Below are 16,446 nucleotides of genomic sequence, written 5' to 3'. Positions count from 1 at the left end.
TTTCGAGGTGCGGGACGGGGTCCGTGACCCGGTTGCCGCCTGGGCGAAACTCACAGCGAATTCTCAGCAATATCGGCCGTTCAGAGGAGAGCGGCGGGTGCCGCTCGACGACGCTTCCGCGGCCGAACTGGCGGCGGCGGCGATGGTGCACACCGCCGCGTCCCACGGGGCCGATCGGGTGGCGGCGCTGTCCACCTCGCCGCTGGCGGGGCTGATCGCTGGCCTCGGCGGCGCGGTGCTGACCGAGCATCCGTGCGCGCCGGAGCAGGTGCTGGGACCGCGGTTCGCGGGCCCGGCGGCCGACGACTGGGCGCGGGCGGCGTACGTGCTGCTGTGGGGGGAGAACAACCGGTTGGTACGCACGCCGGACACCCCCTGGGTGATCGCCGGGCGGTACAAGGGCCAGAAGGTGGTGGCGATCGGCACGCATCCGACGCGGTTGTCCGACGAGACGCTGGTCGTGCGGCCCGGCACGGACGGGGCGCTCGCGATGGCGATGGGGCACGTGCTGCTCAAGGAGTTCTTCCTGGACAGGACGCCGTTCGCCGAGCACGCCATGGAGCGCACGGACCTGCCGTCGCTGGTGCGGCTGCGGGCGCGCGAGGACGCCTACGTGCCGGGCGGGCTGCTGGGGCGCGGGTGCGACCGGCTGAGCGTGTACGGCGGCGAGGCGGTGGAGGTGCTGCTGCCGCGCTTCGACGACGGGCCGGGCGTGCTGCGGCGGGGCGTGCCGGTGCTGCGGGACGGCGACGAGCTGGTGACGACGGTGTTCGACCTGCTGCTGGCCGTTTACGGGGTGGGCCGGCCGGGGTTGCCCGGCGTGTGGCCGTCCGGGTACGCGGACCCGGGTGAGCCGTACACGCCCGCCTGGCAGGAGGCGTGCACGGGGGTGGCCGCGTCGCGGACGTTGAAGATCGCGCGGGAGCTGGGCGTGACGGCGGAGAAGACCGGCGGGCGCTGCCTGCTCGTGCCGGGGCGGCTCGAGACGCCGCACGCCGACACCGCCTACCGGGCGATGCTGGCGCTGCTGGTGCTGACCGGCTGCGGCAGCGGGTGGGCGCAGGCGAGCGGGGCCGGGATCCCGCTGGTGCCGTACCTGTGCCTGCACGCCTGTGGCGAGGACCGCGCGGACGTGGGCGCGCTGAGCTGGGCGCTGGCCGAGGGGCTGTTCGCGCGCCGGACCGCGCGCTCGGTGCTGCTGGAGGCGGTGCGCGACGGCTGGCCGATGGCGCCGCCGCCGCGCGTGCTGGCCCTGCCGCGGCCGATCTACCCGCTGCCGCCCGACGTGGACCTGATCATCGGGCCGGACGACCACTGCGACCTGTCGCCGCCCGACGCCGGGCTGGTCGCGGAGGCGGTCGCGCGCCTGGCCGGGCGGGCCGCCCCGGTGCAGGAGGGCGGCCCACCCGGCGGCGGGCGGATGCGGCTGCTGGTGGACCACGCCTGGATGCACGAGTACGGCGAGGCGCTGCCCACCTACCGGCCGCCCGGCCTCGGCATCCCGCTCAAGCCCACGCAGCTCGTCAGGTGAGACCGTTCAGGTACGCCCGGTGGCTCCGGGAGAACTCGAAGCCGTTGAACCTGTCCCAGTTGATCGACCAGGTCATCAGGCCGCGCAGGTTCGGGTAGACGCCCCGCGGACGGTAGGTGCCGCAGTTGGCCCCCTTGGCGAGGCAGTCGAACGCCTTCTGCACCTCCGCCACCGTGGTGAACCCGTTGCCCGCGTTCGGCGAGGCGGGCAGCCCGATGGCCACCTGGTCCTGGCGCAGCGGCGGGAACACGTTGCCCGCGTTGCCCATGATCGGGAAGCCGGCCAGCAGCATGTCCGTCATGGCCACGTGGAAGTCGTGCCCGCCCATCGTGTGGTACTGGCCGTCGAGGCCCATGATCGGGCCCGAGTTGTAGTCCTGCACGTGGAGCAGGGTCAGGTCGTTCCGCAGAGCGTGGATGACGGGCAGGTACGAGGCGCTCCTGCTGTCGGCCGTGCCGTTCGGCCCCGGGCCGTAGAACTGGTAGCCGAGCTGGACGAAGAACGTCTCCGGCGCCATGGTCAGCACGAATGTGGCCCCGTACCGGCTCTTGAGCGACTTCAGCGCCGAGATCAGGTTGACGACGACCGGGGTGGTCGGGTTCGCGAGGTTCGTGTCGCCGGGGTTGAGGTAGAGCGAGTGGCCCTCGAAGTCGATGTCCAGGCCGTCCAGGCCGTACCTGTCGATGATCGCGGACACCGACTCCACGAACTTGTCACGGGCCGCCGCGGTCGTGAGCTGGACCTGGCCGTTCTGGCCACCGATCGAGATCAGCACCTTCTTGCCCTGTGCCTGCTTGGCCCTGATGGCGGCGACGAAGTCGGCCTCGGGCTCGACGTTGGGGCACTCGGCCGCCGGGCACTGCCGGAACCTGATGTCGCCCGAGGTGACCGAGGTGGGCTCGCCGAAGGCGAGGTTGATGATGTCCCACTCGTTCGGCACCTCACTCATCCGGATATATCCGGATCCGTTGGCGAATGAGGCGTGCAGATAGCCCACCATCACCCGCTTCGGCAGGCCGCCGCCTCCCCCGCCGCCGCTCGTCGTGGTGCCACTCGCCTCGGGGGTGTAGGCCGAGCAGTTTCCGGCGGCGTCGCAGGCGCGGACCTTGAAGCGGTACGTGGTGGCCGCGGCGAGCCCGGTGGCCTGGTGGCTCGTCCCGGTGACGGCGACCGGCGCCCCGCCGTCGCGGGAGACCTCGTAGCGGGCCACCCCGACGTTGTCCGTGGCCGCCGCCCAGCTCACGGTGAGGCTGGAGCTCGTGGCGCCGCCGACGGACACGTTGCCGGGGACCGTCGGCGCCTGGGTGTCCGGGGTGCCGCCGGGGCCGTCGAGCACCACGTCGTCGGCCAGGTAGGCGCCCTGGCCGTACCAGCCGTTGACGTACACCGTCACGGACGTGGTCGAGGCGCCGGTGGTGAAGGAGGTCTTGAGCTGGCTCCACGCCGCGCCCGGCGCGCCCCACGTCTGCGGGTCGGTGCCGCCGGTGCCGGTGGCGCCGAGGAAGACGTAGTTGCCCTGGACCCAGGCCGAGAGCTGGTAGGCGGTGTTCGGCTTGACGGTGACGGTCTGCTGGCAGCGCGCGTAGTCGCTGCCCTGCGGGGTGGCCTGGAGCGCGCGGGTGCCGCCGTGCACGGGTGACGACACGGCCTGCGCGCCGGACGTGGTGCCGCACGTCCAGCCGCTCAGCCCGGACTCGAAGCCGGGGTTGGCCAGGATGTTGGCGGCGGCTGCCGGGGTTGCGTGCAGCGCGACGAGCGCCAGGGCGAGCGCGACCGGTCCTCGGAGATTCATGCGATACCTCCACGCGCGGCCCGCCCCGGCGCGGGGGGCGGGCCGCTCAGCGGGTCAGAATCCGGCGGTGATGCGGGTGAACTCCCAGTTGGACTGGGAGATGCCACTGCAGTTGGAGACCACGCCGCCGCCCGGGCAGGGGCGGTCACGGTTGACGGCCCAGTAGGCGAGCCTGGTCAGGCCGTGCGAGTTGGCCCAGTCGCGGATCTGCGTCCACGTGGACGGGGAGGTCGTCTCCTGCTGGTCGGACAGGCCGTTCATGCCCGAGATGCCCATGTGCGCGTACGCCTGGGCGTCGCTCCACCCGAACGCGCTCTTCAACGCGTTCTTCAGGCCCTCGGAGGCGTTGACCGTGTCCTGGTACATGTTCGAGCCGCCGAAGTCGAACGGCATGATCGTGTAGTTGTCGATCGGCACGCCGAGCGCCTTGGCCTGGTTGATGAGCCGCACGCCGGGCGCGGTGGGGCCGGTCTTGGAGGTGCCGAAGGTGACGACGACCTTGACGTTCGGGTTGTTCTGCTTGACGATCTTGAGGCCGTTCAGGATGCGGTCCTGGACGGTGTAGTTCTCGAACTCGTCGGTGTTCTCGATGTCGAAGTCCACGACGGCGGGGCCGACGCCGTTGATGACCTGCTGGACCGCGTTGGCGAACGCCTGCGGCGTGGAGCAGTTGGGGCCGAGCTTGTTGCCCTGCCAGCCACCGAAGGAGACCTGGACGCTGCCGCCCTTCGACTTGATCGTGTTGATGGCCTGCTGGTCGGCGCCGCCGGTCAGCGGGCGGTTGCCGTCCCACGCCGGGCTGCAGCCGCCGCCGGACAGGATGAACGCCATCGTGAACGACTTGACGCCGGTCGCGTCCATCACGGTGCCGGGGTTCGGCGGGTCGCCCCAGCCCATGTAGAGGTAGGGGGCGCCGGGCATCTTGGTCCCGCCGCCGCCGGTGCAGCCGCTGGTGGTGGCGGTCGCGTCACGGCCGGCCGACTCGCCCGCCGAGTTGTACGCCTTCACCGTGTAGGTGTGCGTCGTGCACGTGCCGAGCCCGGAGACGGTCGCGCTGGTGCCGGTGACCTGGGCCCGCTGCGTCGAGCCCTCGTACACGCGGTAGCCGGTCACGGTGCCGGACGAGGCGCCCCAGCTCAGCGAGATGCTGGAGTTGGTCACGGACGTGTTGATCGATCCGGGCTGCCCGGGCGCGCCGGGGTTGCCGCCGCCCGAGCCGACCTTCCAGAGGGCCGGCACGTTGGGCGGCTCCCAGCCGGGCTGCGAGGTGTGGGCCTGGATGCACACGTAGTCGACGCCGTTGTAGGTGACGACCGCGCCGATCGCGTACGAGGTCCACGGGGCCCAGGCGGCGGCCAGCTGCTGCACGGCCCCGAACGCGGCCGGCGTGGCGGTCGAGAATCCGGCGCCGGTCAGCGCGAGGGCGATCCCGGCGAGTAATGCGATGAGTTTGCTGCGAAATTTCATGGCATTCCCTGGAGGTGGGGCTTGACGGTCTTGGAGAAGGACCAGTTGTTGCTCGCGTCCCAGTTGATGGACCAGGTCATCGCGCCCCTGATGTCCGGGTAGGCGCGCGGCGGCACGAAGGTCCCGCAGCTGGTGCGCTTGGCCAGGCAGTCGAGCGCCTGGTTGACGAGGGAGGGAGAGACGACGCCGCCGCCCGCCGCGCCCGGCCCGGCCGGCAGGCCCAGCGCCACCTGGTCGGGGCGCAGGCCGTTCTCGAGCTGGATGCAGGCGAGGGCGGTCATGAAGTTCACCGAGCCCTGCCCGTACGCCTGCGCCTGGTCGCAGCCGAGCATGGACCCGGAGTTGTAGTACTGCGTGTGGACGACCGTGAGGATGTCCTTGATGCTCAGGGCGAGCTTGAAGTACTCCGCCCCGGTCGACTGCATGTCGATGGTCTGCGGAGCCATCGTGATGATCAGCCCGGAGCCGGCCTTCGCGCGCAGCGCCCGCAGCCCCTGGGCCATGTAGGTGGCGTTGAGGCCGTTCTCCAGGTCGATGTCCACGCCGTCGAAGCCGTAGGACTGCATCAGCGCGTACACCGAGTCGGCGAACTTCGTCGCGGCGGCGGCGCTCGCGACCTGCACGCGCCCGGCCTCGCCGCCCACGGACAGGATGACCTTCTTGCCCCGCTGGTGCAGGGCCTGCACGTCGGCCTTGAACTGGGCGTCGGTGTAGCCGCCGACCGCCGAGGACAGCCCGGGGTCGAGCGCGAAGACGACCTCGCCCGCGGTGGCGGTGGCCTCGCCGAACGCGATGGCGATCAGGTCGTACTCGTTGGGGACGGCCGACAGCTTGAGCTCGGCCGCGGCGTTGGCGAAGTTGTGCCAGTAGCCGGTGAGGAAGTGCTTGGGCAGCGTCCCGCCGCCCCCGGTGCAGCCGGCGGTGGTGGCGGTGACCGGGTCGCCGGCGTCCGACTCCCCGACGGAGTTGTACGCCTTGACGGTGTAGGTGTGGGTCTCGCACGACCCGAGCCCGCCGATCGTGGCCGAGGTGCCCGTGACCGTGGCCTTGACAACGGCGCCCTCGTAGACGCGGTAGCCGGTCACCGTGCCCGAGGACGCCCCCCACGTGAGGGAGATGGCGCTGCCGGTCGCGGTGGCCGAGGCGGCGCCCGGCCGGCCCGGGGCCCCTGCCGTCGAGCCGCCGCACGAGGCCCCGTTCAGCGTGCAGCCGGTGATGCCGGGGAAGTTGCCGGGGCTGCCGTTGAAGCCGAAGCTCGCGCTGGCCCCGGGTGCGAGGGGGGAGGCCCAGCTCGGGTTGGTGAAGGTGTAGTGCTGCCCGCTGCGGGACATGACCGCGTCCCACGCGGAGGGGATCGAGTAGCCCGCCGGGACGTCGAACTGGACGTTCCAGCCGTTCATGGCCGTGGTGGTGCCGTTGGTGACGGTGACCTTGCCCTCGAATCCGGAGCCCCAGTCGGAGACCTTGACGAAGGTCGCGGTGGCCCCGGGGGCGAGAGGGGCGGCCTGGGCCGGGAGGGCGTACAAGGTGAGTGCGAGGGTGGAGAGTGCCAGGAGGATCGCGCGAGGTCTCACGAGTTCTTCCTTCAGGGTGGCGTGCCGTACGGCTTGCACCGGGGGGTGAGAGCGCAAGCCGTACGGCACGGGCCCGTGGAGGTGGGCACGGGCCCTTGGGGGGTGTATGCGCGGACCGGTGATGTCGGAGGCTTACTTTTAGGAAAGTTTCCTAAGAGTTGTCGCGATCGTAGCCTTGACAGCCCGTCCTTACAAGACCCAAACATGAGTCCGCCGCACAGGACCGGGATCCTGTGCGGCGGGGTGACGCAGCGGATTACGACTGCTGGGTGATCTTGACGTCGTCCACGCCGGCCTCCACCAGGGAGGCGCCCGAGGCGTCGGCGGCGTCGATGAGGATGCGGACCGTCTGGCCCGCGAACGCGTTCAGGCCGGCCGTCGCGGTGGCCCAGGCGCCGTTGCGGTTGGACGCCGCGCCCGCCTGGTTCAGAACGGTGGTGGTGGTGTTGCCGACCACGCGGACCCGGAAGTAGTCGGCGCTGGAGGCGTTCGAGCCATGCGCCAGGTACCACGAGAACGACAGGTTCAGCGCGCCCGTGGACGGGAGCGTGATGGGCGGCGACTGGATCGAGGTGACGCCGCCGTCGATGTCGAAGTCACCGGCCGCCGAGCCCGCCAGGCGGCCCGTGACCAGGTCGTTCGTGCCGCTGACCGTGGTGCCGAGCTGCTTGGCGCCGCTGGAGGTGGTGGCCTCGGGGTCACCGCGCTCCCACTGGCCGAGGGTGGCGGTGTCGGTGCCCGACGGGTTGGCCGTCCAGCCCGTGGCCGTCTCGAAGGTGTCGGAGTAGACGGTCAGCGGCGGGTTGCCGGTGCCGCAGTACTGGGCCTCCTTGCCGATGATCCGGTAGACGCAGTCCGAGTATTCGAGGAAGCGGAGCACGGCCTCCCTGTTGCGGGTGGTCTGCGGGACGATCTGCTCGTCCGGCGGGTAGAAGCCGGGGTTCGAGCCGGTCGGGTACATCTCGAACGTGAAGCTGAAGATCTTGTAGGCGCCCCACATCCAGTCGTCGATGGTCCCGTCCGTGATGTAGAGGTCGCTGGCCTGCTCGGGCGTGTAGTTGTTGGTGGAGGCCAGGTTCTGGCCGAGCGTGGCGTGCGCGTCCCGGTCGTCCTGGGTCAGGCCGGGCGCGGTGTCGTTGAGGGTGTAGCCGTAGGGCCACAGGACCAGCTCGCTGTAGGTGTGCCAGTCGAGGTTGGTCTTGATCTGCTGCACGCCGCCGACGACCCGGCTGCGCACCCAGTTGGCCGCCGCCTTGACCTCGGGGGCCGATTCGGCGCTCGCGCCCCGGTACGTCTCGCTGGACGTCGAGCCCGACGAGCCGCCGCAGCAGCCCCACTGGTAGGCCCAGTTGCGGTTCAGGTCGGTGCCGACGGCCGACGAGCCGGAGTTCGGCTGCCGGTTCTTGCGCCAGGAGCGATAGGAGCCGGTGGCGATGTCGTACTCGCCGCCGTCCGGGTTGAGGTCCGGCATGATCCAGATCTCCCTGGTGTTGACCAGGTTGGTGATCCGGGAGTCCGTGCCGTAGTTGTCGGCCAGCAGGTGCATGATGTACAGCGCCATCTCGACCGTCAGGTGCTCGCGGGCGTGCTGGTGCGCGGTGAAGAGCACCTCGGGCTCGTTCTCGTCCGTGCCCACGTTGTCGCTGATCTTGATCAGGGGCAGCGCCCGGCCCTCGTACGAGGTGCCGAACGTGGACTGGCTGACGATGTTCGGATGCGCCGCGACCAGGGCGTTGATGTCCGCGTTCATCTCCGCGTAGTTGTGGTAGCCGGAGTCCGCCGGCGGGAAGTCAAGCGTCCCGACGCCGGACGGGGATGTCGGGCGCGGCACCTCCGCCACCCGGTAGCCGAGCCGCCTGATGGCGGAGACCTCGGCTGCCGTGGCCGTGACCAGGACCGAATCCTTGGCCACCTCCTCGATGGCCGCTCCGGTGGCCGCGACGGCGCTGCGCTGCCGCGCGTCGGCCGGGCCCTGCACGCGGTACTGCTTGTTGGCCGGGGGCTCCGCGGCGGCGCCCGCCCCTGACATGCCGGTCAGGCTGATCAGGCTGAGGGCTGCCAGCAGGATGACTAATCGGTGTCGCACCTCGTCCTCCTCGGGCGCTCGGGATCGGGTGGTGTCCGGCGCCTGACCCGAGATTGAAGACGTTGCCGCACGGAGGAAAGGCCCAAAGTTACGGACATGCACCATCCCCCTGACAGGTCGATGCCAGGTGGATGCCAGCGGGCCCGGACACCCTCGGAGACATGAAGTACGCGATCGAAGCCGAAGGGCTCGTCAAGAGATACGGCGACAAGAGCGCGCTCGACGGCGTCGACCTGGCGGCGCGGACCGGCTCCGTGCTCGGCGTCCTGGGCCCGAACGGCGCGGGCAAGACCACGGCGGTGCGCGTCCTGGCCACCCTGGCCCGCCCCGACGCGGGCCGCGCCCTGGTCGGCGGGTACGACGTCACCCGCCAGGCCGCGAAGGTCCGCGAGCTGATCGGCCTGACCGGCCAGTACGCCTCGGTGGACGAGAAGCTCACCGGCACCCAGAACCTGCTGCTGATAGGCCGCCTGCTCGGCCTGTCGCGGCCGGCGGCCAGGGCCAGGGCCAAGGAGTTGCTGGCCCGCTTCGGCCTGGAGGAGGCGGCCGACCGCGCGGCGAGCGGCTACTCGGGCGGCATGCGCCGCCGCCTCGACCTGGCCGTCAGCCTGGTGAGCCGCCCCCGGATCCTGTTCCTCGACGAGCCGACCACCGGCCTGGACCCCCATGCCCGGGGCGAGCTGTGGGACGTGGTCAGGGAGCTGACCGCCGACGGCGTGACCGTGCTGCTGACCACGCAGTACCTGGAGGAGGCCGACCAGCTCGCCGACGATCTGCTGGTCATCGACCGGGGCCGGGTCGCGGCGTCCGGCACGCCCGCGGAGCTCAAGGCGCTGGCGGGCGGGCACCGGCTCGACGTACGGCCGCTGCGCGCCGCCGACCTGGAGAAGGCCGAGACCCTCCTCGGCGCGAAGGCCGCCGACGGCGTGGTCAGCGTCCCGGTGCACGACCTCTCGGAGCCGCCCGCCCTGCTGAGGGACCTGGACGACGCGGGCATCGTGCTCGCCGAGCACGCCCTGCGCCTGCCCTCCCTCGACGACGTCTTCCTCACCCTGACCGGAGACCACCGATGACCACCGCGCTTTCCCAGGGCCTCACGCTCGCCTGGCGCAGCCTGATCCCCCTGAAGAACCATCCCGGCCAGCTCTTCGGCCTGCTCTTCCAGCCCGTTTTCATGATCGTCATCTTCGTGTACCTGTTCGGCGGGGCGGCCGGCGGCGACCGGGCGGGCGCGGTGGCGTACATGCTGCCCGGCGTGCTCGTCCAGGTGGCCCTCATGTCGACGATCACCACCGGCATGAACCTGGCCACCGACATCGGCAACGGCGTGTTCGACCGGTTCAGGACCATGCCGATCGCCAGGTCCGCGCCGCTGGCGGGCCGCATCCTGGCGGACCTGCTCACGCTGCTGATCACCATCGTGATGTCCATGGTCGTCGGGTACGCCGTCGGCTTCCGCGTCACGACCGGCCCGCTGAGCGCGCTGGCCGGGCTCGGGCTGGTGCTGCTGCTGGCCATGGCGCTGAGCTGGGGTTCGGCCTGGATCGGGCTGGTGGCCAAGTCCGTCACGTCCATGCAGGGGATGGCGACGGCCGTGCTGCTGCCGCTCACGTTCGGCAGCAGCGCCTTCGTCCCCGCCACCGACATGCCCGGCTGGCTGAGCTGGTGGATGGGCGTCAACCCCGTCTCCCACCTGGCCGGCGCCCTGCGCGGGCTGCTGACCGGCGGCCTGCACGCCTCCGACGTGTGGATCACGCTCGGCTGGACCGCCGCCCTGCTCGCCCTCTTCGCCCCCCTTGCCCTTCGTGCTTACAACAGGAGAGTCCGATGATCGAGACCACCGAGACCATGACCACCCGTGACGGCGCCGAGCTGGTGGCGACGCTGTGGCGGCCGGCCGGGAGCGGGCGCTTCCCCGTGCTGCTGTCGCGCACCCCGTACGGCCGGGGCGCCACGGGTCCGGGGTACCACCTCGACGTGCCCCGCCTGGTGGCGGCCGGGTACGCGGTCGTCATCCAGGACGTGCGCGGCACCGGCGCCTCGCAGGGCGAGTTCCGGTTCATCGGCGGCGAGGCGGCCGACGGATACGACGCGGTCCGGTGGGCGGCGACCGCACCCTGGTCCGACGGAAATGTCGGAATGTATGGGGACTCGTACCTGGCCATCACCCAGCTCCTCGCGGCCCAGGAGCGCCCCGAGGGCCTGAAGGCCATCGCGCCGCACGTCTCCCCCGCCGGCCTGTACGAGTGCGTCTACCAGCCGGGCGGCGTCCCCAACCTCAACATCATCCTCACCGTCAGCGCGATGGTGCTGGCCGTGGACGAGCTGGACCGCCGGATCGCGCTCGGCACGGCGACGGAGGAGGACAAGGGCAGGTATCTGGCGGCCATCGGCCTGCCCCACGGGCTCGACGAGCGCCTGAGGGAGCTGGCGGAGCGGCTGCCGCTCAGCGACCAGCCGCTGCTGGCCGACCTGGTGCCCTTCTACTCGACGTGGATGGACACCCCCGACCCCCTCGACCCGCTCTGGCAGGACGGGGTCGTCCGGCACGGCGACATCGAGGTGCCCGCGCTGGTCAGCACCGGCTGGTACGACTACTTCCGCGACGGCTCCATCGAGCACTTCGAGCGGCTGGGCGGCGAGTCCCGGCTGATCGTGGGCCCGTGGACGCACTTCACGCACGAGCGGGACATCTGCGGGCGCGACTACGGCGACCAGGCGAGCCAGGAGGCGATCGACTGGACCGGGGTGCACCTCGACTGGTTCGACCACTGGCTGCGCGGGGCGCCCCTGCGCGACCGGGCGAAGGTGAAGATCTTCGTGATGGGCGACGACGCGTGGCGCGAGGAGGACGGCTGGCCCGTCCGGCGGGCCAGGCCCGTGCCGTACCACCTGGGCTTCGACGGCGGGCTCGGCGCGACGCCCGGGGAGGGCGGGGCGGCGGAGTTCGTCAGCGACCCGGGTGACCCGGTGCCGACGGTCGGCGGGGCGGTCATGACGTTCGAGGCGTTCGGCCCGCTCGACCAGCGGTCGCTCGACGGGCGCGGCGACATCCTGCGCCACCGGACGGCGCCCCTCACCGAGCGGGTGGAGGTGAGCGGCCCGGTCGAGCTGGTCGCGCGGGTCTCCTCGACCGCCACGAGCGCCGACGTGACGGCCAAGCTGATCGACGTCCACCCCGACGGGCGGGCCGAGCTGCTGACCGACGGCATCGCCAGGCTGACGGGCCTGGTGCCCGGTGAGGTACGCGAGGTGACGGTGCGGTTGGGCGCGATCTCGAACGCCTTCCTGCCCGGGCACCGGATCAGGATCGACGTGGCGGGCTCGAACTTCCCCCGATTCGGGCGGAACCTGGACAAGAGCACCACCACCCTGCACGGACCCTCCTACGTCGTGCTGCCGACCATCCCGTAGACCTCCTGCCTGGACATGGCCGTGCCCTTGGCGAAGCACTCGTCGTAGTGCTCGTCACCGAGCGCGGCCCTGGCCGTCCGCGCGCCCTCCACGGTGTCGGGCGAGATGTCGCACGGCTCGATCGCCGCCGACGCCCCGAACAGCACGGCCGCCCGCTCCTGGTCGCCCTCGACCTGCGCGGCCAGCGCGAACCCGGCCAGCACCTGCGACTGCAGCGGCCGGTCCGGGCTGGAGGTGCCCAGCGCTCCGAGGGCCAGGCGGTGCTGTTCGAGCGCGGCGGCCAGGTCGCCGGCGCGGGCCAGCGCCCGGCCGTACGCGGTCCTGAGCGCGGCGGCCAGCTGCGCCATCGGCGGGGCCTCGGCGAGCACGGCGAACAGCCCGCGGTAGATCTCCAGACCTTGGTCCAGGTCGCCGAGGTGGCAGGCGTGCGCGGCCTCGGCCAGGCCGAGCAGCAGCCGCGTGTACGCCGTCGTCTCCCCGTCGATGCTGGCCCTGGCCCTGTCCAGGTCCTCGCGCGCGCCGTCCAGGTCGCCGGTCCGCAGCCTCAGCTCGGCCAGCCTGAGCAGCGTCGAGATCGCCTCGTCCGAGCCGACCCAGCGGCTGGTCAGCGACCAGGTCTCGGCGATCAGGTCGTCCGCCGGCGCACCCCTGGCGGCCCGCACCTCGGCCAGGCCCAGCAGCGCCTCGCTCAGCCCCCACCGGTCCCCGAGCTGCCTGAACCCGGCCACCGCCCGCTCCAGCCGCTCCTCGCTGCGCATTTGGCCGCCGACCATGAGGGCGGAGCTGGACAACCAGAGGTCGTCGCTTTCGATGTACGCCTCGATCAGCTCGGCGGCGCGGTCGTCGTCCCCCGCGGCGGCGGACATGACGGCCCTGCTGATCCTGATCATCGGATGCACCGGCCCCTCCCGCTCGGCCCGCTCGATCAGCCGGTCCATCAGCTCCGACAGCGCCAGCATGGCGGGCCGGTCGTTGACGATCGTGCCGAACTTGTCCACGCCGTACGCGAACATGCACGCCGTGTACGCCTCGGCCAGCCCGGGAGGCGGATCGTCACCCACCAGCTCCATCACCTGCGCGGCCCAGGTCGCGCTCTCCTTCCGGTAGCCGGTCATCCACCAGTACCAGTTCAGCGCCGCGCACAACCGCAGCGCCGACCCGGCGTCCCGCTCGTCGATGACGTACCGCAGCGCCGCGGCGAAGTCGTCTCGCTCGGGAGACAGCCGCTCGATCCAGGCGACCTGCGCGGCCGTCCGCAGCTCGGGCACCGCCCGTTCGGCCAGGTCCACCAGGTACGCCGCGTGCCGCCGCCGGTACTCGCCGACCTCGTCGGCCTCCGCCAGCCGTTCGAGGGCGTAGGCGCGGATGGTCTCCAGCATCGAGTAGCGGCCCTCGGCCGAGACCTGGACCAGCGACTTGTCGGCCAGCGCGCCCAGCACGTCCGCCGCTCCCCCGCAGACCGCCTCGACGGTCTCCAGCGTCGCGCCGCCCGCGAACACGCCCAGCCGCCTGGCCAGCACCCGCTCCTGCTCGCCAAGGAGCTCCCAGCTCCACTCCACGACCGCTCTGAGCGTCTGCTGGCGCGGCAAGGCGGTCCTGCTGCCGCCGGTGAGCAGCTTGAACCGGTCGTCGATGCGGTCGGCGAGCTGCCTCGGCGTCATGGTGCGCAGCCGGGCCGCGGCCAGCTCGATGGCCAGCGGCATGCCGTCCAGCCTGCGGCAGAGCGCCACCACGGAGGCCACGTTCCCGCCGTCGACGGCGAACCCCGGCCGCGCGGCCCCGGCCCGGTCGAGCAGCAGCCGGACCGACGGGTACGCCCCCGCCTGCTCGGCGCTCGCCCCCACGGGCGGCGGCTCCAGCGGCGGGACGGGAGCGAGGTGCTCGCCCGGCAGGTTGAGCGGCTCCCTGCTGGTGGCCAGCACCCTCAGGTCCTGGCACTCCGTCAGCAGCCGCTCGGCCAGCTCGGCGGCGGCCTCGACAAGGTGCTCGCAGTTGTCCAGGACGAGCAGCGCGGAACGGCCCGCGAGGGCCTCGGCCACCTGCTCCACCGGGCCGCTCACCCCGGCGGGCAGCCGGTACGGCGGGCGGTCGTCACGCAGGCCGAGCGCGTCGAGCACGGCGCCCGCGACGTCGGCCGGGTCGCTGACCGGCGCCAGCTCGACCATCCAGACCGCCTCGGCCGACCGGAGCGCCACCTCCGTGGCCAGCCTGGTCTTGCCCGCGCCGCCGGGGCCGACGAGCGTGACGATCCTGGCCCGGCCGAGCAGGGTGCCCAGCTGGTCCAGCTCGGCCTCGCGGCCGATGAAGCTGGTCCGCGGGGTCCGTACGTTGCCCCGCTGCCTGACCTGGGCCATCGGGGCTGCCGGGCGTGCCGGGACTTCTCCCGACAGGACGGCCAGATGGGCGGCGCGCAGCTCGGGCCCGGGATCGACGCCGAGCTCGTCGGCGAGCGTGCGGCGGGTGCGCTCGAACAGCTCCAGCGCCTCCGCCTGCCGCCCCTCCGCGGCGAGCGCCCGCATGGCCAGCGCGCCGAGCCGCTCACGCAGCGGGTGTGCGGCGACCTCCGACGTCAGATCGACCGGCGCGCCCGCCGCCAGCCCGGCCTCGGCGCGGGCCTCGACGGCGGAGAGCCGGTCCTGCTCCAGGGCGGCGGCCGCGTTCGCCAGGAGCGGCACGGAGGTCAGATCGGCCAGCGCCGGCCCCCGCCAGAGCTCCAGGCCGTCCCCTTTTCCGGCCCCTTTTCCGGCCTCTTTCGCGGCCGTCCGCCTGAACCGCAGGGCGTCCACGTCGTCGGGGGCCACGGCCAGCGCGTAACCGCCCGGCCTGCTCTCCACCACCTCGTACGGGCGAAGCGCCACCCGCAGCCGCCTGACCAGCGTCTGGAGCGCGTTGGCCGCGTTGGCGGGCGGGTCGTCCGGCCAGAGGGCGTCGATCAGCCGCTCAGTCGTGACGGTACGGCCGGCTTCGAGCGCCAGCACGGCCAGGAGCGCCCGCAGCCGGAACCCACCGACCGCGATCGGTCCCCCGTCGCCCTCGACCTCCAGCGGCCCGAGAATGCAAATCCGCACATGTCACATCCTGCCCTGCCCCTCCGCCCCTGCGGCAACGCTCGGGGTGGGGTGAAAAGGACCGGCCAGGGTCCGGGGAGGACCCTGGCCGGACCGGAAGGGGTCAGAAGTCGTCAGGGGTGCGGATGCGGTCCCGGACCCAGACCCCGGCGGGCTTGAGGCGGGAGGTGCCGGCGAAGGTGCCGTTCGGGCAGGTGCCCTCGGTGAAGACGGCGCCCGAGCGGAAGTCGTCCGAGTAGTTCCAGTTCACCCAGCTGATCTTCTTCTGGGCCAGCAGATCGAGGTACTGCTGCGACCGCGTGAAGTTGTTCGACCCGTCCCCGGAGGCCGTCTGGGTGCCGAACTCCGTGACGAAGATCGGGATCCGGTCGGCGGCCCTGGACAGCGTGTTGAGGTATTCGCTGCCATGAGAGGCCGCGTAGAAGTGGAACGTGTACATGATGTTGGCGGCGTTGACCGGGTTGCTGATGATCTCGGACTCGGTCGCCCCGTCGGAGACGCCCAGCGACGACCAGGCGCGGGTGCCGACCAGGATCGGGGTCTCCGGGTCGTACTGCCTGATCACCGGGATGAGCTGGTTGGCGTAGTTCCTGATGGTGGACCAGGAGACGCCGTTGGGCTCGTTGGCGATCTCGTAGAGCAGGTTGTTCTTGCCGTTGTGCCGCTGGGCGATCTCGGTGAAGAACGTCTTGGCCCGCGACAGGTTGTAGTTGGGGTCACCCGGGTCGAGCATGTGCCAGTCGACGATGGCGTACATGCCGCGGGCGGTGGCCTGCTCGATCAGGTTGTGCACCCGGTCGGTGAACAGCCGGGGGTTGGTCTCGTACCCGTCCTCCTGGATGTACATGGAGATCCGCAGGACGTCGGCCTTCCAGTCGTTGGCCAGCGCGTCCAGGGAGGCGGTGTTGAGGCACTGGGAGTACCACTGCAGGCCGTGGCTGCTCATGCCGCGCAGCTGGATCTGCTTGCCGTGCTCGTTGCACAGCTTGACCCCGCACACCTGCAGCTGCCCGTTGGCCTGGACGGGCGTGCCGGTGCCGGCGGGGGTGCCGAGGACCAGGCGGTCGAGGTTCGGGCCGCCGTTGGCGGTGGTGGCGGTGGCGCGGACGGTGTTGGTCCCGGCGTTGAGCGTGGTGGTGACCGTGGCCTCCTGCCAGGTGGTCCAGGCGCCGGTGCCGGGGAAGTCCCTGGTGGTGGCGGTGCCGTTCACGGCGATGGCCATCGGACGATTCACGCTCGTGCCGTTGGCGTACCTCAGGGTGAGGGTGGCGGGGCCGGCGGTGGCGGCGTCGACGGCGAACTCGACGTACGAGCCGGTGATGTTGTCGTAGTTGACGAACCCGGTGCCGCTGTAGCCGGCGTGGTTCGACTCGACCACGCCTTGGGAGACGGTGGCGTTCTCGGCCTCGTACGTGGTCGCGGCCTGCGCTGGGGCTGCTTGCAAGGAGGCGGCGACGATCGCGGCGATGGCGGCGAGCCGCACGGATCGATGCATGGGGGTGAGCTCCTCACTC

10 protein-coding genes are annotated in these 16,446 nt (G+C 71.8%); 4 read left to right on the top strand and 6 right to left on the bottom strand.

The window, feature by feature from the left end:
* Positions 1 to 97 precede the first annotated feature (97 nt).
* Positions 98 to 1,531 carry a molybdopterin-dependent oxidoreductase gene (locus tag AB0J87_RS07285; protein ID WP_363963056.1) on the top strand — a complete coding sequence of 478 codons (1,434 nt, stop codon included), beginning with the start codon at positions 98 to 100 and terminating at the stop codon, positions 1,529 to 1,531.
* On the opposite strand, the gene AB0J87_RS07280 is transcribed toward AB0J87_RS07285, so the two are convergent.
* From AB0J87_RS07280 to AB0J87_RS07265, 4 genes are all read right to left on the bottom strand, one after another.
* Positions 1,524 to 3,323, bottom strand: a complete 1,800-nt coding sequence (locus AB0J87_RS07280) for a glycoside hydrolase family 18 protein (RefSeq protein ID WP_363963054.1) — start codon at positions 3,321 to 3,323, stop codon at positions 1,524 to 1,526. The two genes, AB0J87_RS07285 and AB0J87_RS07280, sit on opposite strands and share 8 nt — an antisense overlap.
* A gap of 54 nt (positions 3,324 to 3,377) precedes the next feature.
* Positions 3,378 to 4,790 carry a carbohydrate-binding protein gene (locus tag AB0J87_RS07275; protein ID WP_355210068.1) on the bottom strand — a complete coding sequence of 471 codons (1,413 nt, stop codon included), beginning with the start codon at positions 4,788 to 4,790 and terminating at the stop codon, positions 3,378 to 3,380.
* Entirely contained in the window at positions 4,787 to 6,364 is a 1,578-nt protein-coding gene (locus AB0J87_RS07270) for a cellulose binding domain-containing protein (RefSeq protein ID WP_363963052.1), read from the bottom strand. The genes AB0J87_RS07275 and AB0J87_RS07270 overlap by 4 nt, the downstream gene beginning before the upstream one ends.
* 256 nt (positions 6,365 to 6,620) lie before the next feature.
* On the bottom strand, positions 6,621 to 8,450 hold the full coding sequence (locus AB0J87_RS07265; protein WP_363963050.1) for a M14 family zinc carboxypeptidase: 1,830 nt from the start codon (positions 8,448 to 8,450) through the stop codon (positions 6,621 to 6,623).
* Between the two features lie 161 nt (positions 8,451 to 8,611).
* Between AB0J87_RS07265 and AB0J87_RS07260 the strand changes: the two genes are divergently transcribed.
* From AB0J87_RS07260 to AB0J87_RS07250, 3 genes are read left to right on the top strand one after another with little or no spacing between them, the layout of a single operon-like run.
* Positions 8,612 to 9,523: an ATP-binding cassette domain-containing protein gene (locus AB0J87_RS07260; RefSeq protein ID WP_363963048.1), complete on the top strand. Its 912-nt coding sequence runs from the start codon at positions 8,612 to 8,614 to the stop codon at positions 9,521 to 9,523.
* Positions 9,520 to 10,281, top strand: coding sequence for an ABC transporter permease (locus tag AB0J87_RS07255; protein WP_350738893.1), 762 nt, complete (start codon positions 9,520 to 9,522; stop codon positions 10,279 to 10,281). Before AB0J87_RS07260 ends, AB0J87_RS07255 begins: the two co-directional genes overlap by 4 nt.
* The gene (locus tag AB0J87_RS07250; RefSeq protein ID WP_363963046.1) at positions 10,278 to 11,864 is read left to right on the top strand and encodes a CocE/NonD family hydrolase; all 1,587 of its coding nucleotides are present in this window, start codon (positions 10,278 to 10,280) and stop codon (positions 11,862 to 11,864) included. Before AB0J87_RS07255 ends, AB0J87_RS07250 begins: the two co-directional genes overlap by 4 nt.
* On the opposite strand, the gene AB0J87_RS07245 is transcribed toward AB0J87_RS07250, so the two are convergent.
* On the bottom strand, positions 11,837 to 14,932 hold the full coding sequence (locus tag AB0J87_RS07245; RefSeq protein ID WP_363963044.1) for a BTAD domain-containing putative transcriptional regulator: 3,096 nt from the start codon (positions 14,930 to 14,932) through the stop codon (positions 11,837 to 11,839). The two genes, AB0J87_RS07250 and AB0J87_RS07245, sit on opposite strands and share 28 nt — an antisense overlap.
* 103 nt (positions 14,933 to 15,035) lie before the next feature.
* On the bottom strand, positions 15,036 to 16,427 hold the full coding sequence (locus AB0J87_RS07240) for a cellulase family glycosylhydrolase (RefSeq protein WP_363963042.1): 1,392 nt from the start codon (positions 16,425 to 16,427) through the stop codon (positions 15,036 to 15,038).
* Positions 16,428 to 16,446 lie beyond the last annotated feature (19 nt).

It is taken from the genome of Nonomuraea sp. NPDC049625 (genome assembly GCF_040675285.1).
Taxonomy (GTDB): Bacteria; Actinomycetota; Actinomycetes; order Streptosporangiales; family Streptosporangiaceae; genus Nonomuraea; species Nonomuraea angiospora_A.
This window is presented reverse-complemented; position numbering and strand designations above follow the sequence as displayed.